We start from the raw sequence: 26,480 nt of genomic DNA, 5'->3' as shown, positions 1-26,480 counted from the left end.
AAGGCTCTGCACCTATATAGCGGCCAGATATTCTGATGCGCCGCGCCGGTTGCGGTTGCCCAACAGTCCAGCGTTCCATGTCCATTGCTTCTGCTGCCGAGGTCTCGCCCCGGCCTGTTTCCGAACCATACCGCCTGCGGCGTACCTTTGCGATCATTTCGCACCCCGACGCCGGCAAGACGACGCTGACCGAACGCCTGCTGGCGGCCGCGGGCGCGATCCAGTCCGCCGGTGCCGTGCGCGGCAAGGCCGGCCAGCGCTCGACGCGCTCGGACTGGATGGAAATGGAGCAGCAGCGCGGCATTTCCATCACCTCATCGGTGATGACCTTCGATTATGACGGGCTGACCCTCAATCTGCTCGACACGCCGGGCCACTCGGACTTCTCCGAGGACACCTATCGTACCCTGACCGCAGTGGACGCCGCGATCATGGTGATCGACGCCGCCAAGGGCATCGAGGCGCAGACCCTCAAGCTCTTCGAAGTCTGCCGGCTGCGCGACATTCCGATCATCACCTTCATCAACAAGGTCGACCGCGAGGGCCAGTCGCCGCTCGACCTGATCGACGAAATTCAGGGCAAGCTGGCGCTGGACCTGACGCCGGTCCTGTGGCCGATCGGGCAAGGCGTGGATTTCGGCGGTTATATAGACCTCATCGAAAAGCGCGTGCTCAATCCGCAGGGCAAGATCATCGCCGAGTACGAGGCGCTCGAAGACCTGCTTGAGGTCGAGGCGCTGGTCGAAAACCCGGTCTTCATGACGGCGCTCGAAACGCTGGAAATGGCCCAGGCCATGCTCCCGACTTTCGATCTCGACACGTTTCATGCCGGTCATCTCAGCCCGGTGCTGTTCGGCTCGGCGCTCAAGGGCGTGTCGGTGGCCGAGTTGCTGCGCACGCTGGGCGACTGGGGCCCGGAGCCGCGGCCGCAGCCGGCCATCCCGGCGCCCATCGCTCCAGCGGACAAGAAGGTAACGGGCTTCGTGTTCAAGGTGCAGGCCAATATGGACGCCAATCACCGCGACCGCATTGCCTTCGTGCGCCTGTGCTCGGGGACATTCGAGCGCGGCATGCGGCTGAAGAATGTGCGTTCGGGCAAGGACATGGCCGTTTCGAACCCGATGTTCTTCTTCGGGAATAATCGCGAGCTGGCCGAAGAGGCCGTGGCCGGAGATATCGTCGGCATTCCCAATCACGGCACATTATCGGTCGGCGATACATTGACCGAAGGCGCCAATATCAATGTGACGGGCATTCCGAACTTCGCGCCGGAAATCATCCGCCGCGTGCGGTTGACCGATGCAATGAAGACCAAGCAGATGGCCAAGGCGCTTTCCGACCTCTCCGAGGAGGGCGTGACCCAGGTGTTCCGGCGCATGGTCGGTGCCGACTGGATCGTTGGCGTGGTGGGCCAATTGCAGCTCGAAGTTTTGTCGGCGCGGGTAGCCAAGGAATATGGCGTGCCGATCACGTTCGAATCGCTGGGATATGAAGTGGCGCGCTGGGTCGAGAGCGACGATCCCGAAGAGCTCAAGCGCTTCATCACCGCCCAGAAGATGAACATGGCGGAAGATCGCGCCGAGGCGCCGGTGTTCCTGGCGCAGAATGCCTGGTGGGCGGACAGGGCCAAGCAGGACTGGCCCAAGATTCGCTTTCTCACCACCAAGGAGCGACATTGACCACGCTCGACCGCATCGGCGAGTTCGTCGCTGCGGTGCAGCTCGCTTTCACCGAAGGAACGCTGACGCGCCTCAAGCTCGGTGGCTATCAGGGCCCGGAAGCGGAACTCAAATCGGCCGAGGCCCGCAAGGTCGCCATCAAGGCCGGGGAGCGGTTGAGCTTCGTTTTCCGCTACAAGACGCGCGACATCACCAAGAACCTGACGCTCAATGAAGCGGCGCTTTTACTGACCACCGGGCTTACCGAGGATTGGCGCAGCGCACGGCTGGAGACCATGGGCTTTGACCTGCAATTCGAGCGGCAGGGCGACACGATGCGGCTCAAGCGGAGGGATGTGGCTGGGCGAGAGGCAGCGTCAAGTGGGCATGATCGCGCCAAGAACAGACCTCTGGCCGAGACAAGCAAGCCTTGGCTGTACGCTCTTGGCATTACGGGCAAGGACGGTGCAGTGCGCAACACTGCCCAGGATAAGTTCCGCCAGATCAACAAGATGGTCGAAATCTTTGCGCCCCTGATTCAGGGACTTAAGGCAGAAAGTCCACGGATCGTGGATATGGGCGCAGGCAAGGGTTATCTCGACTTTGCGCTCTACGACTATCTCGCGAGCCAGGGCGCAAGGGCAGAGGTCATCGGCGTCGAGCTGCGCCCGCAATTGGTGAGCGACGGCAATGCCACGGCACAGGCGTCCGGTTTCGAGGGGCTTCGCTTCGAGGCGGGGTCGATTCTCGATTATGATGCCAGCGGCGCTAACGCCGTGATCGCGCTGCATGCCTGCGACACGGCGACGGATGATGCGATTTACCGGGGTATCTCAGCGGGGGCAGAGCTGATTGCCGTCGCGCCATGCTGCCACAAGCAGATCCGCCGGCAGATGGAGGCGGGTGTGCCGGACCAGAGTCTCGATTTCCTCCTGCGCCATGGCACGTTCATGGAAAAGCAGGCCGAGATGGTCACGGACGGGCTGCGCGCCTTGATCCTCGAAGCCTCGGGTTATCGGACCAAGGTCTTCGAATTCGTCTCGGACGCGCATACGCCCAAGAACAACCTGATCGTCGCGCAGAAGGGCGGCGCAGGGTCGCGGCAGGCCGCGCTTGACCGTATCGCGGCGGTCAAGACACTGTTCGGCATCGACAAGCATTATCTCGAAGGCCTTCTGGGCCTTTGATCTTCGAAAGACACACAGGCTCCCCATGACCAAGATCACCTATGTCACCTCCCAGGGCGAACGCATCGACACCGAAGGGGAGAACGGCTCGACCGTCATGGAAACCGCGATCATGAACGCGGTGCCTGGCATCGTGGCAGAGTGCGGCGGCGCCTGCACCTGTGCCACCTGCCATGTCTATGTCGACGACGCATGGCGCCAGACCGTGGGCGGCCCTTCGTCCATGGAGGAAGACATGCTCGATTTTGCTTTCGACGTGCGCGACAGCAGCCGGCTTTCCTGCCAGATCAAGGTGCGACAGGAGCTGGATGGGCTTGTCGTGCATGTGCCGACCCGCCAAGGCTAACTGGCAAAAATTTCTCTCCAGGCTATGTCCACAGATTCATTTGGCGGCACGCGGCAAAAGTCATTGTCGGCGTTCCAAAGGACGGCTCTGCAGGGAAATATAAAAGCGATTGATTCTCAGCGCCTTGTTGTGGGCGCTCCGCTTGGGGTATCTGTGCCTATCTCATGGACAAGGACAGCATGCGGCACCTCAACACATTTCCGTTGAGCTACAAGGTAAAGGGCAAGCGTATCATCATCGTCGGCGGCGGCGATGAAGCCCTCAATAAGGTCCGGCTGGTTTCCAAGACGACTGCTTTAGTCGAGATTTATGCCGAGCACGTCGAGGCTGATTTCTCCTCCTTTCCCGTGACGATTTTCAACCGTGCCCTTACGGCTGGCGATGTTGCCGGGGCGGCACTGGTTTTTGTCGGCGAGGAGAGCGCAGCGGCCGAGATCGCCAAGGCCGAAGCGCGGCGGCTGAACATTCCGCTCAATGTGGTCGACGTTCCGGCAGAGTGCGATTTCTACACCCCCTCCATCGTCGAGCGGGCGCCGCTGACGGTGGCTATTTCCACTGAAGGCGACGCTCCGGTGCTGGCGCGGCTGGTGCGAGCGCAGGTCGAGGCGCTGCTGGCGCCGGGGATCGGCAGAATTGCCAGGCTGGCCGGTGGGTTGCGCCAGCGGGTTGAAAGCCTGATTCACGACGGTCCGGCGCGTCGGCGCTATTACGAGGCGCTGGTGTCGTCCCCTGCCGTCGAGCGCGCGGTGTCGGCCAGCCCCGTGGCGGGGCTCGCGGAAGCCGAATTCCTGCTTTCGGCCCATGCCGCACAGGAACGCGGGCAGGGCGTCGTCTGGCTCATCGGTGCAGGTCCCGGTGCGGAGGACCTGCTGACGTTGCGGGCCCAGCGGCTGCTGCAACAGGCCGACGTGATCGTGCATGATCAATTGGTGCCTGCTGCCGTGGTGCAGATGGGCCGTCGCGATGCCGAGCAGATCTGTGTCGGCAAGGCGCGAGGACATCATTCGTTTTCGCAGGCGCAGATCAATACGCTGATTGTCCGGCTGGCCGGCGAAGGCAAGAAAGTCGCGCGTCTCAAGTCCGGCGATCCCATGGTGTTCGGTCGGGCGGGCGAGGAAATCGAGGCTCTGCGCAAGGCGGGGCTACCCTACCAGATCGTGCCCGGCGTAAGTGCGGCGCTGGCTGCCGCGGCCGATACGGCCACGCCGGTGACGCTGCGCAAGGTATCGAGCGGCTTTGTCATGGCGACGGCGCATGGCGCTGACGATAGCGATCTGGCGCATTGGGCCTCGCTGGCCCAATCTGGTTTGACGCTGGCCCTCTACATGGGCAAGGCCATTGCGGCGGAGACGGCATCGCGCCTGATGGCCCAGGGTGCTGCCGCTGACCTGCCCATCGGGATTGTCGTCAATGCCGGGCGTTCGGACAGCACCTCCTATGCAGGCACGCTGGGAGCCCTGGCAGCTGGCGCCGTGGATTTCGTAAACGGTCCGGCCGTCATCCTGGTGGGCCGCGCGGTGGCGCAGGGCGACTGGCACAATGCCGCCGCGGCGGCTGCGACTAATTTCAAGGTAGCTTAGGCATGGAAATTCTCACCGGCAATGAATTGACCTCAGGCGGTACAGTCTATCTCGACGCCAATGGCGCCTGGGTGGAAGATCTGCAGGCCGCACGCCTGTTCTCAAAGGACGAGATTGCCGAGCGCGATGCGGCCCTGGCCGCCACCAAGGCGACCGGACGCATCATCAGCCTTGAAATCGAAGAAGTGACGCAGGAAGGCGGCCAGATCGTGCCCAAGCGCCTGCGCGAACGCATCCGGGCGGCGGGCCCCACCGCTCCCCTAACTCTCAATGGGCAGGCGTATGATCGCCAGCACTTAGGTGACGACGGGCATGTATCGATATGACGAATTCGACGCCGCTTTCGTAGCGGGTCGCACGGCGCAGTTTTCCGACCAGGTGAAGCGCCGTCTTTCGGGTGAGTTGAGTGAGGACCAGTTCCGGCCTTTACGGCTTATGAACGGGCTCTATCTGCAGCTTCACGCCTATATGCTGCGGATCGCGGTTCCCTACGGCACGCTCAGTGGACGCCAGATGCGCAAGCTGGCCCATATCGCGCGGACCTATGACCGCGGCTATGGTCACTTTACGACGCGGCAGAACATCCAGTTCAACTGGCCCAAGCTCAAGGACATTCCGGTGATCCTCGAAGAGCTGGCGAGCGTGGAGATGCACGCCATCCAGACCTCGGGCAATTGCATCCGCAATGTTACCACCGACCAGTTTGCCGGCGCCGCGGCGGACGAGATCATCGATCCGCGCCCCATCGCCGAAATCCTGCGGCAATGGTCGAGCCTGCATCCGGAATTTTCCTACCTGCCGCGCAAATTCAAGATCGCCATCACCGGCTCGCCGAACGATCGTGCTGCGATCCGCTTCCACGACATCGGCCTGCAGGCGGCGGTGAATGCGTCGGGCAATATCGGCTGGGAAGTCTGGGTCGGTGGAGGCCTCGGCCGCACGCCGATGATTGCCAAGCTGATCAACAGCTTCGTGCCGAACGAGCATTTGCTGGCCTATCTCGAGTCCATTATGCGCGTTTACAACCGCTATGGCCGCCGGGACAACAAGTACAAGGCGCGCATCAAGATCCTGGTGCATGAAGAGGGCCTCGAAAGCATCAAGGGGCAGGTGGAAGCTGAATTCGCCGAAGTGCGCGGGGGCGTGCTGACACTGCCGCAGGAGGAGCTCGACCGGATCACGGCCTATTTCGCGCCGCCCGATTTTGCCGACCGCTCCGGCGACACGGTTGACGTGGCCTATCAATCGATCATCGACCCGGCCTATGGCCGCTGGCTCGACAACAATCTCCATCCCCATCGCGTGCCCGGGTATGCCTCGGTGACGATTTCGCTCAAGCCCATTGGTGGCGCGCCCGGCGATGCCACCGATGTGCAGATGGACGTGGTGGCGGATCTGGCCGAGCGCTATTCCCATGACGAATTGCGGGTGACCCATGAGCAGAACCTGGTTCTGCCCCATGTAGCGGTCGGCGATCTGAGGGCGGTCTATGACATCCTGGTGGCCAATGGTCTGGCGGAGGGCAATAACAACCTCATCACCGACATGATCTGCTGCCCGGGGCTCGACTTCTGCGCCCTGGCAAACGCCCGCTCGATTCCGATCGCGCAGGAAATTTCCAAGACCTTTGCCGCGCCCGAGCGGCAGAAGGACATCGGCGATCTCAAGATCAAGATTTCCGGCTGCATCAATGCCTGCGGGCATCATCATGTGGGCCACATCGGCATTCTGGGCGTCGAGAAGAAGGGCGGCGAGCTCTACCAGATCACCCTAGGCGGCGACGCTACGGAAGGTGCGTCGGTGGGCAAGATCATCGGGCCGGGCTTCGAAGCCGACGCGGTGCCGGGCGCCATCGAAAAGCTGGTGGACTTCTATATCGCCCAGCGGCAGAGCGCGGATGAGACTTTCCTCGCGACCTACCGCCGGCTGGGTGACGCTCCGTTCAAGGAGGCGTTGTATGGCAATGCCTAAACTCGCCCCTGTTCCGGTGGCCAATGACAAGCTGCGGGCCCTGGGCATTCTTGCGCTCAATGGCATGTTCGACGAAATGGATGCGGTCGGGGTGTTGCGCTATGCGGTGAGCGACGTCCTGCCAGGTGACCTCGCCATCGTTTCGTCCTTCGGTGCGGATTCTGCCGTACTGCTGCACATGGTGGCGCAGGTCGATCCATCCATGCCGGTCTATTTCCTAGAAACCGGCAAACACTTCGCCGAGACGCTGGACTATGTCGAAACGCTGAAGTCGCAGTTCGGTCTCATCAACGTTCATGCCATCCATCCCAATCCGGACGACGTGAAGCGGTTCGATCCCAAAGGCGATCTTTGGGAGACAGACCCCGATTCCTGCTGCCATATCCGCAAGACGGAGCCGCTGGAGCCGATCACCGAGCAATATGGCGGCTGGGTCACCGGGCGTAAGCGCTACCAGACGAAGGAACGGGGCGTACTGCCGCATTTCGAGTTGACCAGCGACGACCGCATCAAGGTCAATCCGCTGGCCTATTTCACCGATGCGGACGTGGTCGAATACCGCCAGAAGCATAACTTGCCCGAGCATCCGCTCTATGCCAAAGGCTACAAGTCAATCGGCTGCGCGCCCTGTACCTCGATCGTTGCCGAGGGCGAGGATCCGCGCGCCGGACGGTGGCGCGGCCTCAACAAGAAGGAATGCGGCATCCATTACGATTTCAGTGGAGCGATCGCCAATCCGATGAAAGCTGCAAACCGCCATAATCTGTTCAAAGACGGTGCCTTCATCGCCGACCCGTTCAAGGACTGGGAAGAGGGCGCCAATCCATCCGAAGCGCGCTATGTGCATGTGCCGCTGCCGGTCTTTCTCGCGAACCGCGCGGAGTTCCTGGCCAATCCGCATCCGCTCGGCCTCCTGGTGTCGCCTGGCGAAAAGATCGAAGACGTGGTTGACGACCTGACGCGCTTTGCTTCGGTGGCGATCCGGTTCCCGGCCTTTACAGATGGTCGGGGCTATTCCACGGCGCGGCTGCTCTCCGAGCGCTATAGATATGCGGGCGAAATCAGGGCTATAGGCGATGTTCTGCAGGACCAGATTCCGTTGATGCGTCGCTGCGGGATCAATGCGCTGGTCGTCACCCACGAGCCGACACGCGAGGCCTTGATCGAAAACCGTCTGCCGGAAGTGGCGGTGTTCTACCAGCCCGTCGGTGTCACGGAAATTCCGCTGGGTACGCGCCCCTTCCTTCGCCGCGTATCGTAAGATAAGTGGATTGAGTTAGTCGCCTTTACGGGCAGAGCCGGGGCCGCTGGTGACAGCGGCGGTTCCCATCAACACAAGCGGGGCAGCGTGCCCCGATGGGACCAAGTCCGGAACCCCATGCGGTTCCGGTGTCGAATGGACTTTGAAGATGAGCACTGAGATCACCACCGATGTCGTTGTCATTGGCGCGGGCCCCTGCGGGCTGTTCGCAGCCTTCGAACTCGGATTGCTCGACCTTAAATGTCACTTCATTGACATTCTCGACCGCCCGGGCGGGCAGTGTGCCGAGCTTTATCCGGAAAAGCCGATCTATGACATTCCCGGCTTTCCGGTCGTCACTGGCCAGCAGCTGACCGACAATCTGATGGCGCAGATCGCGCCATTCTCGCCCGAATTCCATTTCTCGCGCATGGTCAATTCCATCGAGAAGCTGGAAGACGGTTCGTTCAAGTTGCAGACCGATGCCGACGAGACCTTTTTCACCAAGGTGGTGGTGATCGCGGCCGGTGGTGGCTCGTTCCAGCCCAAGCGCCCGCCTGTGCCCGAAATCGAGCAGTATGAGAACAAGTCGGTCTTCTATGCCGTGCGCAAGATGGAAGATTTCCGCGGGCAGGACGTGGTCATTGTCGGCGGTGGAGATTCGGCGCTGGACTGGACGCTCAACCTGCAGCCCATCGTACGGACGCTGACGCTGGTGCATCGCCGCGACGCCTTCAAGGCGGCGCCGGCATCCGTCAACAAGATGAAGGAGCTGGTGGCCGAGGGTAAGGTCAATTTCCAGCTCGGCCAGATCGCCAAGCTCGACGGCGATGACGGACAGATCAACCATGTGCATCTGGCGACCGAGGCCGGTGACCTTTCGATCCCGGCGACGCGCCTGCTGCCGTTCTTCGGCCTCACCATGAAGCTCGGTCCGGTGGCCGATTGGGGGCTGGAGCTCAACGACAATACGATCGTGGTCGATACCGAGAAGTTCGAGACCTCGGTGCCTGGCATCTTCGCCATCGGCGACATCAACTACTACCCCGGCAAGCTCAAGCTGATCCTCTCCGGCTTCCATGAAGCCGCGCTGATGGCGCAGGCGGCCAAGGCCATCATCTCGCCGGGCGAACGAGTGGTGTTCCAGTACACGACCAGTTCGACAAAGCTGCAGAAGAAGCTGGGCGTGGCGTAAGGCACTATCCGCGCCTCCCGGGTCATTGGCGGACTTGTCCTGGCAGTACAGCTCAGCGGGAGCATGGACCACCCGGTAAAGCCGGGTGGTGCCGCAGGAAGGATAGCCTTGCGGGTGGCCCCTCAACCCGCTATCCCCATCGCGCTGTTGAGGAGCGCTTTTTCATGAAGATCATCGTTACCGACCAGGCTGGCGACGTGCACGAGCTCGAAGGGCTCGAGGGCTGGCGCGTCATGGAAGTGATCCGTGACTGGGGCCTCAATATCAAAGCCGAGTGCGGCGGGGCGCTGAGCTGCGCCACCTGCCACTGCTATGTGGATTCGGAGTGGCTCGACGCGGTTGGCGCGCCGAGCGACGAGGAAGAGGATATGCTCGACAGCGTCGGCGATGTGAAGACGAACTCGCGCCTCTCCTGCCAGATCCTGTGCTCAGACGCCCTGGACGGACTGAAGCTGACGCTGGCACCGAGCGCGGCCAAGGACTGATCACAAGTCATCGTCATTGGCGATGCGTTAAGGCCTGTTGCTGCAGGATGAGGAAAATTCCTTATTCTATAGTAACATAGGTTATCAAATGGGCACAGGTTGCCAGGGCTGCCGTGACGGCGAAGAATTTCCGTTGCCCTTTACAATGGCCTTTCACCCCATTGTCGACATGGGTGCCCAGCGCATCTGGGGCTATGAGGCTCTTGTGCGCGGGATGGACGGCCAGGGGGCGGCGTCGGTCCTCTCCGCCGTGACGGATGCCAACCGCTACGTTTTCGACCAGGCCTGCCGGGTCAAGGCCATCGAGCTGGCGGGCCAATTCCTGCCCGAAGCATCGGATGCGCGGCTCTCGATCAACTTCATGCCCAATGCCGTTTACGAGCCGCGCGCCTGTATTCGCGCCACGCTTGCCGCCGCCGCCCGCACCCGCTTCAATCCCACGCGGCTGATGTTCGAATTCACGGAGAACGAGCACATGGCCGATGCGGCCCATGTGGCCAATATCGTGGCCGAATACAAACGCATGGGCTTCATAACGGCGCTGGATGATTTCGGTGCCGGTTATGCGGGCCTTGGGCTGCTGGCCAAGTTCCAGCCCGATCTCATCAAGATCGACATGGACCTGCTGCGTGGCGTGGACACTTCGCCCGCCCGACAGGTTATCGTTGCCGGGATCGTCAGCATTGCGCGCCAGCTCGATATCGAGGTGCTGGCCGAGGGCGTGGAAACGGAAGCCGAACTGCTCACATTGCGGGGCGCCGGGATCAACCTCTTTCAGGGCTATTACTTCGCCAAGCCGCAGATCGAGGCCTTCGCCTCGTCCGAACAGCTGGCGCTAGCCGCCTGAGCCCTTGCCGGCATCCTGGGTAACCTTGACCAGTTCGGGAATAAAATCCCGGACCATGGGTTGGGGCAGGGCGTCGAAGGGCAGGGGGCGGACGACGCGCATGGCGGCGATGCCGACACGCACGGTCATGAGGCCATTGACGACGCCTTCGCCCAGCCGGGCGGCGAGCTTGGCGGCAAGCCCTTGGCCGACCAGTTGCTCCACGACGCCATCGGTGAGCACGAGGCCGCCGGTGACGGCGAGGTGGGCAAGCACGGAGCCTGCCAGCCGCCAGAAGCCGAAAAAGCCGGGGCGCGCGCCATAGAGCGCGGCGATGGCACCGGCGAGGCGGATGCTTTCATAGATGACGAAGGCGATGTCGATCAGCGCACGGGGCGAAACGGCGGTGACCAAGGCCACGCGCCGCGCGGAGGCGGCGGTCAGCGCCTTGGCGCGCGCATCGAGCGGGGCCATGAGGCTGCGTTCGGCCAGGGTAATGACTTCTTGGCCGTCGAAGAGATTGGGAAGATTGGTTATTACGGTTTCGCGGGCGCGGGCGAGATCGGGACGGGCGGCATAGACGCCCTCGAGGTGGTCGATGACTACCCCTGCGCGCTTTCGGTCGTTGTCGGCGGCGGCGCGGGTGGCGTCGGCCTTGAGCGCGTCGAGCACGCGGAGACGGCGCAGAGCGAGGACTTCGCGCAGCACCAGGGCCGCGATGGCGACGAGGAATGCGCCCAGCAGGCCGAGCCCGACATAGCCGAGATATTGGTTGCTGGCGAAAAGGTCGCGGATCAGCCGGTCGGCGGCAAGGCCGAGGCCGGCGGAAACGAGAATGCCGCCCGTGGTCCAGGCGACGCGCCCGATCCAGCCCATGCGGCGAGGCGGGGGCGTGATCAGCTCGGGATCCGGCGCGGGATCGAAGGCCACCTCGACGATTTCGGCGCGGTCGGGCGTGAAGGCGCGCGGGGCGCGGCTGGCACCGGCAGCATCCTCGGGGCGGGTGATCGTGTGGGCGACGGGGCGCTTCATGCCATCCAGTCTCCAATGAGGTAGTCGAGCGCCCGGTCGAGGCGGATATGGGGCAGGACGGGTTCGCCATCGGCATTGCGCTCGAGCCGCTGGGGCGGGGCGAAGCGCAGGAAATTCAGCCCGACCGGATTGCCGTTCTCGAACAATGAATCCGGACGCTCCGGCAGGTCACCGGGAAATAGAGCAATTTCGGTTTTGCCATCATAGCTGGTGCCGTCCAGCACTTCGCCATTGAGCGGGGTGCCGATCAGCGTGGGCAGGGTTTCGCCATTCTCGCGGATCGTGCCCTCGCTGGTGGAGCGAATGCCGGCCATGGCGATGGAGCGGGTTTCGGCGCCTGCGAAACGCGCGCGGTTTCGCGCCATGCCGACCAGGCGATTGAGGATGGCTTCGAGCCGGTCGTGACTGGTGTGATGGACATGGTCGGCCTTGGTCGCGGCAAAGAGAATGCGATCGACGCGGCGATTGAAGGGGCGCAGCAGCAGGTTGGACTCGCCCTGGCGGAAGCAGGCGAGAACCTCGGTGAGGGCGACTTCGAGGTCGTTGACGGCGGCCGGGCCGGCATTGAGGGCGCGTAGCGTATCGACCAGCACGATCTGGCGGTCGAGACGGGCGAAATGATCGCGGAAGAAGGGGCGGACGATGCGGTCCTTGTAGGATTCATAGCGGTTTTCCAGCATGGCATAGAGGCTGGAATTGCGGTGTGTGCCAACGGGCCGGGGCAGGGGCGCAAAGGTCAGCGCGGGAGAACCTTCGAGATCGCCGGGCAGCAGGAAGCGACCGGGCGGGAGGGTCGAGAGCGCGCCATGTTCGCGCGAGCGGCGCAGATAGGTGGTGAAGGCAGAAGCGAGGCGTTCCGCATCGATATCGTTGGCGTCCCTGGAGATATCGGTGCTGTCGAGCTCGCGGAGGAATTCGGTGGCCTCGGCTTCATGGCCCGGTTGGCGGGCCCGATCCAGCGCCTGGGCGCTCCATTCGGCAAAGGACAGGCCCAGCAAAGGCAGGTCGAGCAGCCATTCGCCGGGATAATCGACGATATCGAGATTGAGCGTGGCGGGGCCGCGCATGCCGGACCACCATTTGGCCGACTGATATTTGATGACAATGCGCAGCTGGGAAATCCGCCGCGTGCTTTCCGGCCAGAATGGGGGATTGGCCGTCAGCGCCGCCAGATGCTGCTCATAGGCAAAGCGGGGAATGGTGGCGTCGGGATATTCGGCCAGCTTGGCGCCGATGAAGCGGCCATCGGCCAGCGGGGCAAAGCCGGGCAGTCGCCCCTGGGTCAGCAGGTTATGCACGAGGGCAGTGATGAAAATGGTCTTGCCGGCGCGGCTGAGGCCGGTGACGCCGAGGCGAAGGGTGGGCGTGAAGACGCCCGTCGCGCTATCGGCCAGATTGGAGAGGGCTATGCCCAGTTCGTCGGTCAGTGTGGTCGGCGGCTGCGGCAAGGCGGAATCCCTCTTGTTCATGCAAGGTAGGGGCTCGTCCCGGCAATGCAAGAGCGGCGCGCCGTCATCCAATTGTCATTGCGTTGTTACCGGGACGTCAGGCGCAGCGCTTAAGCCCTCCCGGTCCGCCCCGACAGGCGGTTGCTGTGAGGAGCACCCGATGAACGACCAAACCCCGATCTTCAAGACGTCCCAGCTGGAGGCTGCCGATGCGGCGCCGCGGAATACGTCCGGCAATCCCACGATGGGCGAGCTGATCAGCGCCCGCTTTTCCCGCCGCGGTTTTCTCAAGGGCTCGCTGGCCGTTTCGGCCATCGCCGCCACGGTCAGCCCGCTGGCGATCCTGACCGCAGGCGACGCCAAGGCTGCCGGCAATTCGGCTTTCTCCTTCAATGAAGTCGAAGCCGGCGTGGATGAAACCCATCACGTCGCCGAAGGCTATGACGCCGATGTGCTGCTGCGCTGGGGCGATGGCCTCTTCCCCGATGCGCCCGAATTCGACCCGGCCAACCAGAGCGCGGCCGCCCAGGCGCGCCAGTTCGGCTACAATAACGACTATGTCGGCTATATCCCGCTCGATGGCTCGGACGAACACGGCCTGCTCGTGGTCAACCACGAATATACCAATCCGCACCTGATGTTTCCGGGCCTGGTGACCCTTGCCGAAGGCGAGATCACCATGAATGCGCTCACCAAGGAGCAGGTCGATATCGAGCTGATGGCCCATGGCGGCACGATCGTTGAGATCGAGAAGGTCGACGGCAAGTGGCAGGTGGTCAAGGACGGCCAGTACAATCGCCGCATCACCGCGGAAACCGAGATGCAGCTGACCGGCCCGGCCGCCGGCCATGACCGGCTCAAGACCAATGCCGATGCGACCGGAACCAAGGTATTCGGCACGATCAACAATTGCGCCGGCGGCGTCACGCCCTGGGGCACCTACATCATGGCCGAGGAAAACATCCACGGCTATTTCGGCGGCGAGTTGCCGTCCGATCATCCCGAGGCTGCCAACTATGACCGCCTGGGCATTCCGGAAGGCTCCTATGAATGGGCCGCGCATTACGATCGCTTCGACGTCTCCAAGGAGCCCAACGAGCCCAACCGCTTCGGCTATATCGTCGAAGTCGACCCGATGGACCCGAACTCGGTGCCCAAGAAGCGCACGGCGCTGGGCCGCTTCAAGCATGAAGGCGCGGAATCCATCGTCAGCAAGGATGGCCGCGTCGTCTTCTATCTCGGCGACGACGAGCGCTTCGACTATGTTTATAAGTTCGTGACGTCGGGCACCTACAATCCCGATGATCGTGCGGCCAATATGGACCTGCTGGACGAGGGCACGCTCTATGTCGCCCGCTTCGCAGAAGACGGCTCCATGGAGTGGATGCCGCTGGTTCACGGCCAGGGTCCGCTGACGGAAGATAACGGCTTTGCCAGCCAGGCCGACGTCGTCATTGAAACGCGCCGCGCCGCCGACCTGCTCGGCGCCACCAAGATGGATCGCCCCGAGGACATCGAACCCAATGCCAGCAATGGCAAGGTCTATGTCATGCTGACCAACAATACCCGCCGCGAGGCGGACCAGGTCGATGCCGCCAACCCGACGGCCAAGAATGCCTTCGGTCATATCATCGAAATCGCCGAGGCGGATGGCGACTTCGCTGCCGAGACCGGCAGCTGGGAAATCCTGCTTAAATGCGGTGACCCGTCCATCGCTGAAGTCGGCGCCACCTTCTCGACCGACACCACCGCCAATGGCTGGTTCGGCATGCCGGACAATTGCGCCGTGGACAGCGATGGGCGCCTGTGGGTGTCCACCGATGGCAACAGCCCGTCCGGCACGGGTCGTACCGATGGCCTTTGGGCCGTGGATACCGAGGGCGATGCCCGCGCGACGTCCAAGCTCTTCTTCCGCGTGCCGGTGGGCGCTGAAATGTGCGGCCCGGTCTTTACTGAGGATGGCGAAACGCTGTTCCTCGCCGTGCAGCACCCGGCCGATGGCGGCGACGACTGGGAAGGCTTCGGCCGTCCGTCCTACTACGAGGACCTCTCCACCCGCTGGCCTGATTTCGACGATGCCATGCCGACCCGCCCGTCGGTAGTCGTCGTCACCAAGCAGGGTGGCGGCAAGATCGCCGTCTGATCCGGTGGAATGCCAATAGGAAGGGGCCCAGCAGGGCCCCTTTTTTAGTTTCCGATCTCGTCCAGTCTATAGGGCGTGGTCTGGTAGATCTCGTTGATCCAGTTCTGGAACAGCAGATGGGCGTGGCTGCGCCAGCGGTTTTCCGGCTCCTGGCTGGTGTCGCCATCGGGGAAGAGATTGGCGGGCGGCGGCGTGTCGAGGCCAGCGGCGATGTCGCGCTCATATTCGTCGGCCAGCGAGCGGTTGTCATATTCCAGGTGATTGAGGAAATAGACCGCGCGTCCATCCTTGCGTTCGAGCATGCAGAGCCCGAGATCGGCATTGTCGATCAGCACGTCGAGATCGTCGCCGATGCTGGCGCGGTCGATGTCATTGTAGCGCGAGACCGGGATCATCGGGCTGTCGGACAGGCCGCGCAGCCAGGGCGAGCCGGGCTTGACGATCTGGTGCCGGAAGACGCCGAAAGCCTTGTTGTCCATGCGGTAGCGGCGCGCGCCGTGGAAATGGTGCAACGCGGCCTGTGCCCCCCAGCAGATGAACATGGTGTGGTGCACATTGGTGCGCGTCCACTCCATGATTTCGAGCATTTCGGGCCAATAGCGCACATCCTCGAAGGGGATATTGGCGATGGGGGCGCCGGTGACGATGAAGCCGTCGAACTTGCGCTCCTTCACCTCTTCCCAGGTCTGGTAGAAGGAGGTGAGGTATTCCTCGGACGTGTGCTTGGACTGGTGTTCGGTGATGCGCACGAGGCTGAGATTGATCTGCAGCGGGGTGGCGCCGATCAGGCGAGTGAACTGTGTCTCGGTGCGCTCCTTGTTCGGCATCAGGTTGAGCAGGCCAAACTCGAGCGGGCGGATGTCCTGCCGCGCGGCGCGGCTGGAATCCATGACATAGACGCCCTCGGCTTCAAGGGTTTTTCTGGCGGGCAGGTTATCGGGAATTCGGATAGGCATGACAGCCTCTTAGCTGGGTGCAATGAGAAAGCGATTCAAGCGTGGCGCGTACTCCGGGTGTTCCCGTAGAACGCGCTAGCGCATTCGCTTCTCGATGGCGGCGGCAACCAGATCGACGAATTCGTCGCCATCGCGGACGATGGCAAGATCGGAGGCTTCCACCACATAGCCGAAATTGTCGGCCAGCGCCTGATAGCGAGGCAGGCGGTCGCGCAGGAGGGCTTCGAAGCCCCAGGCGCCGAAGCCGGCAGGGTCCACGTCATCGTCGTCGTGGATGCCATGGATCAGTTTGTACTCGGCCCATTTCTGCACAAGAAATTCGGGGCGGTAATACATCGGTTTTGGCGACTTTCTGAACCGCTTGACCAGATCGACGGCATTATCCTCGGTGCCGCGGATATAGATGAGGGCCGTGTGATCGGTCAGCGTTTTGACCACCGCATCCTGCGGATCGGTGGGATCGATCACCTCGATCAGCGAGCCGCCGGTATCGGCGATGAAATCGTCATAGCCATAGAGTGTCTTGGCGCGGTCGATGAAATAGGGAAGGTCGCCCAGGGCGGCGATTTCGGCCACCCGGTGCTGCTCCTGACGACGCTGGTATTCCGCAAGCGGCAGGCCGCCGCGATTGGGATCGCCGGGCGTGCCCAGATAGGTCGAGAGCGGGTCGAGGTTATCGAAGGTGATATTGGATGAGATATAGATTGAGTCCGTGCGCAGCAGCTGCGCAAGGAACGGCACCTTCATCGCCTCGTGCTTGAAATTGTCGACAATGAACTCGCCCATGTAGCGCGTGCCGATGCGGTAGTCGGCCGAGTAGTGAAACCAGTGATTTTCGCGCAGCATGTTGGACAGGCGGGTCTTGCCGACACCGGCCATGCCAAAGACGGTGACCGCGCGGCGTGGGGCTTTGACAAATTCATCGACGCTGGAAAACAGCATATGCACCGCTCCGCAGGGCTGGCCGCCCAAATTGCAGCCGGGGCAGGGCGCCCCGTTTGGCGAAGGCAATAACCCAACGAGCCCTGCATCACAAGCGCACGGCAAATTCTGCCGCCCACCCGGATTCTTCTGCCGCCTTATCGCCGTATTCTGCCGCGTTCAGACGAAAAACCCTCAATGAATCAAGGGCCGAGCACTTTGGCATTTCCCTTGCATTGCTGGGTGGGAAAAGCGTCCAGGGGCGCGATCGGGTTTACGGAGTGACAGATGGGTATCTATGGGGCTCTTTCCAGCGCGGTGACCGGCCTGCGGGCGCAGGCGCATTCGCTGGAGAACATTTCGGGCAATATCGCCAATTCTCAGACCATCGGCTACAAGCGCATGGAGACGAGTTTTGTCGATCTGATCCCCGATGCGCCGCTGAAAGCCCAGGTGCCAGGCGCCGTCCTGGCGCAATCCCGAGCGACCAATAACCTTCAGGGCGATATCCAGACCAGTTCGAACGAGACGTTCATTGCGCTCAATACCAACGGCTTCTTCGTGGTGGAGCCCAAGGTCGGGCAGTCTGACGGTAATTCGGTCTTCGCCGGTTCGAACTACTTTACCCGCCGCGGCGATTTCGAAATCGACAAGGACGGTCTGCTGGTCAACGGTGCCGGCTATTATCTCAAGGGGCTGCCGATTGACCCGGCGACCGGCAATATCTCGGGTTCCGTTCCGGAGGTGATCCGGCTCTCCAACGCCTTCCTGCCCGCCAATGTGACGCGCACGGTCAATTACCAGGCCAACCTGCCGCAGATGCCCAAGCCGGCAGCCTACAATGCGACCACGCCAAACAGCGAGCTGCTCAAGCCCTGGACCTATTCCAACGTGCAAGGCGCGCCGGTCATTCCGCATACCAGCGGTGGGGCGCTGAACAGTTTTGCCTCGATGATTCCGGCCCGTGCGACCGGTGGCGAATATCTCGGCAATGCCGCTGCTTCCACGGTCATCAACGACCGTGACGTGATGCGCATGTCCGTGGGTGGCACGACCTACAATTTCCGCTTCAATACGGGTGGCGGTGTCGACCCCATGGTCAGCGCCGTCAGCGCCACGGCTGGCGACGGTATCACTGCCGGCACGACGAACCTGCGCATCTCGCAGGACGATCTGGCGGCCCTGCATGCCATAGGCACGTTCGATGTGGGCGGCGTCACGGTCAATTTCGGTGCGCAGACCGCCGATAGTGCCGGGCTGCAGGCTGCTACTCAGGCAGCCTTCGCCGGCTCCACAACGACCTATGATCCTGCCACAGGTGACCTAGCCATTACCCATGGTCTCGGCGTTCATCCGGCCTACAACACGGCCAGCGCCGGTGAAATCACCATAGACGCCACTGGCGATATCGATGCCACCCTGGCAAGCCTGCAGACCGCCCTCCAGGGCATCGATCCGACCATGACCGCCAAGATGCGCAATGGGAAGGTGGAGATCAGCGGTGGGGCCACCAGTACCGCTGCCCTGCAATTTGCTACATATCGCGCCGTCGGTGGGGCCACGACCGGCAACATGCTGGGTATTGGCGCCGGCCCGCACGTGCATGTGGTGGGAAGCGCGATGACTGCGGCCAACATGCCGGCAGACCTGGTCGTTTCCAACGGACAGACCATGAGCGTGACGGTTGGCAACATCACCCGCACCTATGTCTTCGATACCGATGGCACCGTAACGCCGACCGCCGGACAGACCGAGATCAATGCCGGCCAGTCCCTCGAGCAGATGCTGGCCGCAATCCAGGCCGATCTGCGCGCCAATGGAGGCGCAGGTGCTGCGGCGGTCGAAGTGGGCTATTCCAATGGCGCCGTGCAGGTGAACTTTGCCGGCAACTACCATTACGACGTGACTATCTCGGGCAATGGCGCCGTCGCCCTTGGCGTCGATGGCACCATGCCCGCAGCAACGGGTTCGCTCGACTACATCACGGCCGCCAACGAGGACCAGTTCATCGCCCAGTCGATCGAGGGCGGCGCGATCACAGTCTATGCCAGCAATGGCGCACCGGCGAACGTGCAACTGCGCTGGGCCAAGGTGGACAGTGCAGCGGCAGGCGGGGTGGATACCTGGAACCTGTTCTATCTCACCGACAGCAACGCAGTAGGCGGCGCGCCGGCCTGGCGTAATGTCGGCGAAACCTATCAGTTCGGCGCCAATGGCTCGCTGATGGGCAGCGGAACGCCGACAGTGATGATCAACAACCTGACCGTCAACGGTATCCAGATCGGCAATGTGGAGCTGCGGCACGAAGCCAACGGCGTTTCCCAGTTCGCTGACGTCAACGGTACGGTGTCGGTCTCGCGGCTCAATCAGAACGGCTACGGCGCCGGCGAATTCCTGTCGGTGGCGATCACGGATTCGGGTCGCGTCGTGGCTACCTATTCCAATGGTGAGCGCATCGACATGGCGCAGGTGGTGACCGCCCAGTTCAACGGCGTCAATTCGCTCAAGCGTCTCGATGGCGGCGTCTACCAATCGACCTCGGAATCGGGCGAGCCGATCTTCGATCTGTCAGGTTCCGGGATTCTGGGTGGAGCGCTGGAAGCCTCCAATACCGATATCTCGGACGAGTTCACCAAGCTGATCATCACCCAGCAGGCCTATTCGGCAGCGACCCGCATCGTCTCGACTGCCGACGAGATGCTGCAGGAAGCCCTGAACATGGTCCGCTGAGACGCGGTTCGAACATTCGGTTCGGGGCAGGACCCCGAACCGACGTCCTGGGGTTGAGGGCCGCCTAGATGGGTCTGATTTCGTCGCTTTCCAATGCCGTTTCGGGTCTGCGGACCAGCCAGGACTCGATTTCGGTCCTGAGCCGCAACGTGGCCAATGCCGGCACGCCCGGCTATCACAAGCAGTCGCTGAACGTTGTCGACTACAATTCGGTCAACTCGTCCTATGCCCGCACCACGGGCATCAATCGCGCCTTCAACCAGAGCCTGCAGACCTATTACAATCGCCAGGTGTCCGACACGGCCTCGGCCTCCGTCGCCGGCGACTATCTCAACAAGCTCCAGGCTCTTCTGGGCAAACCCGGTGCCAGCGGCTCGCTGGACACCATGTTCGGCTCATTCAAGAACTCACTCCAGGCGCTGGCAACCAGCCCCGATGATTATCCGGCTCGCGCCAATGTCGTCGCCGAGGCCCAAGGCATGGCCCAGCGGCTCAACATGCTTTCGGGCATGGTGCAGGAAATGCGCCAGGAAACCGAAACGCAGATCGCCAATAACGTCACCAACGTCAACGCAATGCTCGTCTCGCTCAACGAGGTGAACAATCGCATGCTCGATCTGGGCATGACGGATACCGCCAGAGCGTCGCTGCTCGACCAGCGCGACCGGCTCGTGGCAGGCATTGCCGGCGTGATCGACGTCCAGGCCGATTATCGGGCCAATGGTACGGTGGCCCTGATGACCCGGTCGGGCGTCGGTCTTATCGACAATGGCGCCAGCACCTTCAAATTCACCTCTGCCGGCGCTCTGTCTCCCGGTGCACTGGCAACATCCGAAGCCACCGACAGCCGCGTCGGTACCCTGCAATTGGTGACGCCATCGGGCCTTACCATCGACTTGATCCGGCAGGGCGTGCTGCAGGGTGGCGAGCTTGCGGGCCTGGTGCAGCTGCGCGACAAGACTCTCGTGGAAGCGCAGAACCAGCTCGATGAGATTGCCGGCGCGCTGGCGAAGTCGTTCTCGACCATCACCACTCCTGGCAGCTCTGCAAATGATGGGGCAGGGCGCACCGGGCTCGTCGCCGACATTTCGCACCTGCAGCCCGGCAATGACGTCTCCCTCACCTATACGGTGAACGGGGCGGAGCAGCGGGTGCGCATCGTCCACAGCACCAATGGCCAGGACTTTGTCGATGCCAGCGGCCAGCGCGTCATCTCGGTGGATCTGTCCAATGCCGGCGCGGCCGCAGCGATACTCCAGACCAAGCTGCCGGGCATCGCCATAACCAGCCCTGCCGCCGGCAAGTTGCAAGCACTCGACGACGGCGCCAACGGCACCCGGGACATTACCGGTCTGACCACCCGCGGCACGGCCAATGGCATGCAGACGGGCGAGCTCGGCATGGCCTTGTTCGTCGATCAGGGCGGGTCCGCCTTTACCGGCAATCTCAATACCGATCCGCCGCAGATCCTGGGCTTTGCCGCGCGCATCAGCATCAACCCGGCGGTCGTGGCCGACAACAGGCTTCTTGTGCAGTTTGATGTCGATCACACGCTGGGTGACGCCTCACGCCCCGAATATGTGCTCAAGCAGCTCAATTCTATGAGCTTCGTTTCCGGCACGACGCCGGCCCAGAATGCGGGGCGCCATCAGTTGAATGGCAATGTGGAGCAATTGATCGGGCAGGTACTCAACTATCAGGGCACCATGATCGGTGCGGCCCTGTCCCAGCGCGATGACCGGGTGCTGACCCTCGATACCATCACCAGCCAGATGGAAACCGAATATGGGGTCAACATGGACGAGGAGATGGCGCGGCTGACCCAGTTACAGAGCGCCTATGCTGCCAATGCCCGCATTGTATCGGTGGTCAAGGAACTGCTCGATACCCTGTTCCGGTCGACTTGAAGGAGTAGCGCGCCATGATCGTCAACAAGTCGATGTTTCCGCTGCAGACCGGCTTTGGGGTCATCTCCAAAATGCAGGACAAGTTCGCCACGCTGCAGATGCAGTTGGGGACGGGCGTGAAAGCGCAAACGCTTGCCGATATGGGCCGCGACCTGCCGGTCTCGCTGTCCGTTCGCTCCCGGCTCAGCACAATTTCAGGCTACAATGCCAGTATCGAGCAGGTGTCGTTGCGCCTCAGCTTCTACGACAATGCGCTCAGCCGCATGGACAAGATCGAGGGCGAGGCGCGCAACTCGGCGCAGCTGGGCCAGTACGGCACCAACAATATCAACATGGCTACCATCTCGGCGCAGTCGCGGGCACGGCTGGACGAAATGGTCACCATGCTCAATTCCGATGTCGGAGGCCGCTACCTGTTCGGTGGCTCGGTAACCGACAAGCCGCCGCTGCCGGATACCGATGTGCTCATGAATGGTGCTGGTGGCCGGGCCGGATACCAGACTGTGCTGACCGAGCGCCGCGCCGCCGATGCCGGTGTGAACGGAATGGGTCGCGTGGGCGCGAGCATCGATCCGCTCTCTCCCAACGTGGTCACGGTGAGCGAGGACGGTGTCCACCCCTTCGGGTTCAAGCTCTCCACCCTGTCGAGCACGGGCGGGGGCGTTACGCTGTCGGAGCCCAAGGCTGGTCCCGCGCCTTTGGGCGACCAGGTTTCGATCAGCTTCCACAATCCGCCGGCCGACACGGTCAAGCCAGGCCAGACCATTACCTTGGGGCTGACCTTGCCCGATGGCACGGAAACCCAGATCACCCTCACGGCGACCGATGCGGCCAATGCTACGGGCAAGCCGGGCGAGTTCATCATCGGTGCCGACGCCGATCCGGCGATCGCCGTCGGTCAGACAGCCAGTAATTTCATGGATGCCATGCACGCCAAGCTGGCCCAGACCGCGCCCGGTGAACTTGCTGCAGCCTCGGCTTTTGCTGCGGCTGAGAATTTCTTCAACGCGGCCGGCGAACCTGTCTTGCGCGTGAGCGGCAATCCGGCGACGGCGACAGCCCTGCGCGTGGCCAGCCCCAATGACACGGTGATGTGGTATGGTGGCCAGACGGCTGCCGTATCTGCCGTCGGAATGGGGCGACTGGAAGCGAGCCAGAGCTACGATGCCGATGCTGCGGGTGTGCCTCCCAGCCCGACGGGTCGCGTGTCGCTGACGGAAAACTCGCCGGTATCGCCGGCCCATGGGTTCCGCATCACCAGCGCGGTGACGGGGCAGTCGACGTCCGGTACCAGCCCGGCAACAACCTATTCGCCCGGCGTTTCCGGCGGTCCCGCCTCGATGAACGTGGTGTTCGACGGCACAGAGCAGCCCGGCGACAGCGTAACGCTGACCCTCAAGGAGCCGGCGCCGAGCAATCGCATGCGCGAAGTTACCCTGACTGCTGTTTCAGGCAAGGCCGGTCCCGGCCAGTTCTCTATCGGTGCATCGATCGAGGAGACCTCGAAGAATTTCGAGAAGGCCATGCTGCGCTCTGTCACCGAGGCAGCGGCCGACGCCGAAGGCAATCCGCGCCAATCCGTCTCGGCGTCGGTAGAAGATGCGGGCCGGGTCAATTACGGCATGCAGGCCAATGAAAGTGGCTATCTGCGCATGATGCGCTCGTTCGCGGCCATGTCGGCGGAGACCTATCCCGAGGTCCTCAACGCTACCGATCCCAGCGCCGCATCACTGGATCCCGCCAAGCAGCGTTTCGACGCCATGGCGCGCCGCCAGCAGCTGCAATTGTCCGAGGCGCGCAATGTCGAGCGCGGCTCTATCGAGCTGGTGGCCATGGAGATCGGCGTCGCCTGGTCGACCATGAATGCAGCCAGCCAGCGTCATACCAATTACAAGGCTCAGCTCGACAATCTGCTCAGTGATGTCGAGACGGTCAGCAAGGAAGACGTGGCCATGGAAATCATGGCCCTGCAGACTCGGCTGACGGCCAGCTACCAGGTGACCGCCATGGTGAGCAAGCTGAGCCTCGTCAACTTCCTCTAGCCCGCCAAAGCAAAAGGCCCCGCTTGCGCGAGGCCTTCCGGCATTTGCTGCTTTGGACCGTCTACATGCCGCGCAAGCCGGCAGCGATCTGGCGATTGAGGCGGACGAGAACCTCGAGTTTCTGAGCCCGTGGCTCCATCATCATCTCGCGGGTCTGGTTCATCACGAAAAGACCCAGATTGGCGATGTTCTGGCGGATTTCCTGGGGGAGGGGGTTATCTTCCTTGGTCACTGCAACCATGAAGATGGACCAGAGCTTGCGGTTGAAGGCCAGGGCCTGCTCCAGATCATCAAAGCTGTTGGGCCATTCGTCCTTTACCTTCTGCAAACTGGCCGCCGCGCGCATCAGCAGGGCCGATTCCCGCTCGCGTGGGGATTCAACGACTTTGGTCGTCTGAAGGTAGGCGTTGGCGCCCTGTTGATACATGGGAAAGGACTTCCTGTTCGTACTCGATCAGCTTCTGGCCAGCTTTTAGGGCTTTGTATAACTGCCCGGTTAATATCTCGTTGTTTATTTGCGTCACTATCTCGGTGGCCGATGGAACCGCCTGCACAAAGTCGTCCACGAGGCCAAAATATTCCTCGCGCGTCGTGCTGATATCGTCCTCGATATACATGAGCTGCACGGCCAGATAGATGCGCTTGGCGGGCGTGTCTGCGGTCTCTGCGGTCAGAATGTCCTTCTCGCGCAGGATGGGGGCGCGGCCTTCGATGAACAGGCGCGTCCGCTGATCGGAATTGGTGATGATGCAATTGCCGACGAGCAGTTTCTCGCCTGGTTTCAGTTCGACCTTCAGGGCCATTGTTTCGCCTCATGGACGTCCGGAATGGAAGTAGCTTACGCGCTGGAGGGAGCCAAAACAACAAAGGCGGGCACCTGAGCCCGCCCTGCTGGAATGGCGACGTCGATGGCGCCTTAGCGGAGCAGCTGGAGCACTGACTGGTCGGCCTGGCTGGCCAGCGACAGCGAGTTGGACGACAATTGCTGACGCGTCTGCAGCGCGAGAAGATTTGCGGCTTCTTCGTTCATGTCGGCCAGCGTCAGGTTGGCAGCGCCGGTTTCCAGCGTGTTGATCATGTTCTTGGTGAACGCCTGGCGATTTTCGACCATGGACAGGTTTTGGCCGAAGGTCGAGGCCTGGGTGCGCACCGAGGATAGCGCTATCTTGACCGTCGAAAGCAGTTCGTCGATGTCCGTATCGAGATCGAGCTCTTCGGGCTGGATGTTGAAGAGATTGAGCTTGGCCGAGTTCAGCGCCATCTCGTCCTTGGTCTGGACGTCGATCGAGGAGGTGCCCGTCTCGTTGAACATGATGGTCAGCTGGTCGCCGCGCAGCAGATTGACGCCGTTGAAGGACGCGTCGTCGCTGAGCTTGTCCAGCTGGTCGCGCAATTCATTGAACTGCCGCGTCAGGTCGGAACGGACGGTGTTGCCGATGATCTTGGCGCCGGTGGTGCTGCCACCGACAATGGTGCCGGCAGAATCGACGCCGTTGACCGAGAGTTCCTGAGTGGACTGGTTTTCGATGCGCAGCTTGCCATTGTCGTTGGAGGCCCGAACACGATTCTTGAGGTGCTCGTTGTTGTTGACTGCGTTGACCAGCTCGTCGGAATTGTAGTTGAGGCCGGAGATCGTTGCAGCGCCAAGCGATACCGAAGAGGCTGCGCCCGTCTGCTTGGATGTGACGGTTATGGTGTTGCCGCTTGCAGAGGCGGTAACGCCGTCGATCTTGGCTGCGAGGATTGCCGCGAACTCGTTGGCGCTGTCGATGGTGCCGTCGCTGTTGCCCACCCGCAGGACGTCCTTGCGAGTGATCTCGATCTGCTGGTTCACGCCATTGATATTGGCGGTGAAGCTGATGCGGGCATCGTTGTTCACCTGGATCGGAGTTCCCGACCAGGTCAGCGTGTTGGAGCCCGCGCTTGCCGGACCAGTGGCCTGACCGTCATCGGAAGTCGCAGCGGCAAGCCCGAGATTTGCGACAACGGCGTTGTCGGTGGTGTCGAGACCGTTGTCGGTGATCGTCGCTGCACCGAAGCTGACGGTAGAGGCGACGCCGGTGGAGGCGGATGTCACGACAATCTCGCCACCGACCACGGCGGCGGTCGCGCCTGTAAGCTGATCGTTGAGCACAGCAACCAGGTCGTCATTGTCGGTAATGTCGCCACCCACCAGACCCGCAGCCGTCAAGGCAGCTGCGTCCAGGGTAATGGGCTGAGCGACGCTATCGATCACCACATTGAACGACACCGTATCGTCACCCAGACCGAGAGGACCGGTAACGGAGAATGTGCCTGTACCATTGGTTGGGCCACCGGCGCTTCCGGCAGTGCCAGCGCCGCTCGGAGCGGCCATGCCCAGAGCCGTGTTGGTCAAGCCCAGGTTCTGAAGGGGAATGCTGCGGGTCATGGGCCCTACGGACCCGTCGGCGAAGGTGATATTGCCGGTAGCGCCTGGCGAAATCTCGTAGGAGGCCGTGTAGAATGTCTTGTCTTGCCGCGCCTGGCGCAGCACTGACTGCATCGATTCCAAGGTCTTGGTGATCGCCGACAGGCCATTATCAGCCGCTTGCAGCGTCTGGATGCCGTTGGCCATGCCGTCGAGCAATTGTCCAAGGTCACCAGCGCGGGCATTCAGCGCCGAGGCGGTGAAGAAGTTTGTGGGGTTATCGAGAGCCGAATTGACCTTGTTGCCGGTCGCCAATCGGTTCTGCGTCTTTTCCATGAGGGAAGCGGTGTTCTGCAACGACAGCAGGTTCGACCGGACCGCTTTGGACAATGAAATATCGGACATGGTGCTTCCCTCAAAACAG

General features: G+C 62.2%; 21 protein-coding genes. 14 read left to right on the top strand and 7 right to left on the bottom strand.

Translation table 11 applies throughout. From position 1 onward, the window contains the following. Positions 1-77: 77 nt before the first annotated feature. From VE26_RS08955 to VE26_RS08910, 10 genes are all read left to right on the top strand, one after another. Positions 78-1,679: a peptide chain release factor 3 gene (locus VE26_RS08955; protein WP_046104622.1), complete on the top strand. Its 1,602-nt coding sequence runs from the start codon at positions 78-80 to the stop codon at positions 1,677-1,679. After that, positions 1,676-2,845: a class I SAM-dependent methyltransferase gene (locus VE26_RS08950; protein WP_052715777.1), complete on the top strand. Its 1,170-nt coding sequence runs from the start codon at positions 1,676-1,678 to the stop codon at positions 2,843-2,845. The genes VE26_RS08955 and VE26_RS08950 overlap by 4 nt, the downstream gene beginning before the upstream one ends. 25 nt (positions 2,846-2,870) lie before the next feature. Beyond that, positions 2,871-3,191: a 2Fe-2S iron-sulfur cluster-binding protein gene (locus VE26_RS08945; RefSeq protein WP_046104621.1), complete on the top strand. Its 321-nt coding sequence runs from the start codon at positions 2,871-2,873 to the stop codon at positions 3,189-3,191. A gap of 179 nt (positions 3,192-3,370) precedes the next feature. Next, the gene (gene cysG, locus VE26_RS08940) at positions 3,371-4,771 is read left to right on the top strand and encodes a siroheme synthase CysG (RefSeq protein WP_046105192.1); all 1,401 of its coding nucleotides are present in this window, start codon (positions 3,371-3,373) and stop codon (positions 4,769-4,771) included. 2 nt (positions 4,772-4,773) lie between these two features. Then, positions 4,774-5,097, top strand: coding sequence for a DUF2849 domain-containing protein (locus tag VE26_RS08935; protein ID WP_046104620.1), 324 nt, complete (start codon positions 4,774-4,776; stop codon positions 5,095-5,097). Continuing rightward, the gene (locus VE26_RS08930; protein ID WP_046104619.1) at positions 5,084-6,742 is read left to right on the top strand and encodes a nitrite/sulfite reductase; all 1,659 of its coding nucleotides are present in this window, start codon (positions 5,084-5,086) and stop codon (positions 6,740-6,742) included. Before VE26_RS08935 ends, VE26_RS08930 begins: the two co-directional genes overlap by 14 nt. Then, complete coding sequence (locus VE26_RS17430; RefSeq protein ID WP_084620155.1) at positions 6,729-8,003, top strand: phosphoadenylyl-sulfate reductase; 1,275 nt, start codon at positions 6,729-6,731, stop codon at positions 8,001-8,003. The genes VE26_RS08930 and VE26_RS17430 overlap by 14 nt, the downstream gene beginning before the upstream one ends. A gap of 148 nt (positions 8,004-8,151) precedes the next feature. After that, positions 8,152-9,177, top strand: a complete 1,026-nt coding sequence (locus VE26_RS08920) for an NAD(P)/FAD-dependent oxidoreductase (RefSeq protein ID WP_046104618.1) — start codon at positions 8,152-8,154, stop codon at positions 9,175-9,177. Between the two features lie 164 nt (positions 9,178-9,341). Then, entirely contained in the window at positions 9,342-9,662 is a 321-nt protein-coding gene (locus tag VE26_RS08915; protein WP_046104617.1) for a 2Fe-2S iron-sulfur cluster-binding protein, read from the top strand. A gap of 88 nt (positions 9,663-9,750) precedes the next feature. Continuing rightward, positions 9,751-10,509, top strand: a complete 759-nt coding sequence (locus VE26_RS08910) for an EAL domain-containing protein (protein WP_046104616.1) — start codon at positions 9,751-9,753, stop codon at positions 10,507-10,509. On the opposite strand, the gene VE26_RS08905 is transcribed toward VE26_RS08910, so the two are convergent. Together VE26_RS08905 and VE26_RS08900 are read right to left on the bottom strand one after the other, a co-directional pair. After that, a complete protein-coding gene (locus VE26_RS08905; protein WP_046104615.1) occupies positions 10,498-11,520 on the bottom strand; it encodes a YcjF family protein in 1,023 nt (340 codons plus the stop codon). The two genes, VE26_RS08910 and VE26_RS08905, sit on opposite strands and share 12 nt — an antisense overlap. Further along, a complete protein-coding gene (locus tag VE26_RS08900) occupies positions 11,517-12,989 on the bottom strand; it encodes a YcjX family GTP-binding protein (protein ID WP_046104614.1) in 1,473 nt (490 codons plus the stop codon). The genes VE26_RS08905 and VE26_RS08900 overlap by 4 nt, the downstream gene beginning before the upstream one ends. A 139-nt stretch (positions 12,990-13,128) precedes the next feature. On the opposite strand from VE26_RS08900, the gene VE26_RS08895 reads away from it, so the two are divergent. Further along, on the top strand, positions 13,129-15,111 hold the full coding sequence (locus VE26_RS08895; protein WP_046104613.1) for a PhoX family protein: 1,983 nt from the start codon (positions 13,129-13,131) through the stop codon (positions 15,109-15,111). A 44-nt stretch (positions 15,112-15,155) separates the two neighbouring features. On the opposite strand, the gene VE26_RS08890 is transcribed toward VE26_RS08895, so the two are convergent. Then, the gene (locus tag VE26_RS08890) at positions 15,156-16,067 is read right to left on the bottom strand and encodes a homoserine O-succinyltransferase (RefSeq protein ID WP_046104612.1); all 912 of its coding nucleotides are present in this window, start codon (positions 16,065-16,067) and stop codon (positions 15,156-15,158) included. Between the two features lie 75 nt (positions 16,068-16,142). Beyond that, positions 16,143-17,009 (bottom strand): hypothetical protein, encoded by an 867-nt coding sequence (locus tag VE26_RS08885; RefSeq protein ID WP_046104611.1) that lies wholly within the window; start codon positions 17,007-17,009, stop codon positions 16,143-16,145. A gap of 267 nt (positions 17,010-17,276) precedes the next feature. Between VE26_RS08885 and VE26_RS17120 the strand changes: the two genes are divergently transcribed. The 3 genes from VE26_RS17120 to VE26_RS08870 all read left to right on the top strand — a co-directional run bounded on the left by VE26_RS17120 (position 17,277) and on the right by VE26_RS08870 (position 23,667). Next, positions 17,277-19,718: a flagellar hook-basal body complex protein gene (locus VE26_RS17120; protein WP_052715776.1), complete on the top strand. Its 2,442-nt coding sequence runs from the start codon at positions 17,277-17,279 to the stop codon at positions 19,716-19,718. Positions 19,719-19,786: 68 nt separating this feature from the next. Further along, the gene (gene flgK, locus VE26_RS08875; protein ID WP_046104610.1) at positions 19,787-21,625 is read left to right on the top strand and encodes a flagellar hook-associated protein FlgK; all 1,839 of its coding nucleotides are present in this window, start codon (positions 19,787-19,789) and stop codon (positions 21,623-21,625) included. A gap of 14 nt (positions 21,626-21,639) precedes the next feature. Continuing rightward, the gene (locus tag VE26_RS08870) at positions 21,640-23,667 is read left to right on the top strand and encodes a hypothetical protein (RefSeq protein ID WP_046104609.1); all 2,028 of its coding nucleotides are present in this window, start codon (positions 21,640-21,642) and stop codon (positions 23,665-23,667) included. 61 nt (positions 23,668-23,728) lie between these two features. On the opposite strand, the gene flaF is transcribed toward VE26_RS08870, so the two are convergent. The 3 genes from flaF to VE26_RS08855 all read right to left on the bottom strand — a co-directional run bounded on the left by flaF (position 23,729) and on the right by VE26_RS08855 (position 26,461). Beyond that, positions 23,729-24,094, bottom strand: a complete 366-nt coding sequence (gene flaF, locus VE26_RS08865; RefSeq protein ID WP_046104608.1) for a flagellar biosynthesis regulator FlaF — start codon at positions 24,092-24,094, stop codon at positions 23,729-23,731. Beyond that, a complete protein-coding gene (flbT, locus tag VE26_RS08860) occupies positions 24,045-24,470 on the bottom strand; it encodes a flagellar biosynthesis repressor FlbT (RefSeq protein WP_046104607.1) in 426 nt (141 codons plus the stop codon). Before flbT ends, flaF begins: the two co-directional genes overlap by 50 nt. A gap of 113 nt (positions 24,471-24,583) precedes the next feature. Continuing rightward, positions 24,584-26,461 carry a flagellin N-terminal helical domain-containing protein gene (locus VE26_RS08855; protein WP_046104606.1) on the bottom strand — a complete coding sequence of 626 codons (1,878 nt, stop codon included), beginning with the start codon at positions 26,459-26,461 and terminating at the stop codon, positions 24,584-24,586. Positions 26,462-26,480: the final 19 nt, after the last annotated feature.

This window comes from Devosia chinhatensis, from assembly GCF_000969445.1.
Lineage (GTDB): Bacteria > Pseudomonadota > Alphaproteobacteria > Rhizobiales > Devosiaceae > Devosia > Devosia chinhatensis.
This window is presented reverse-complemented; position numbering and strand designations above follow the sequence as displayed.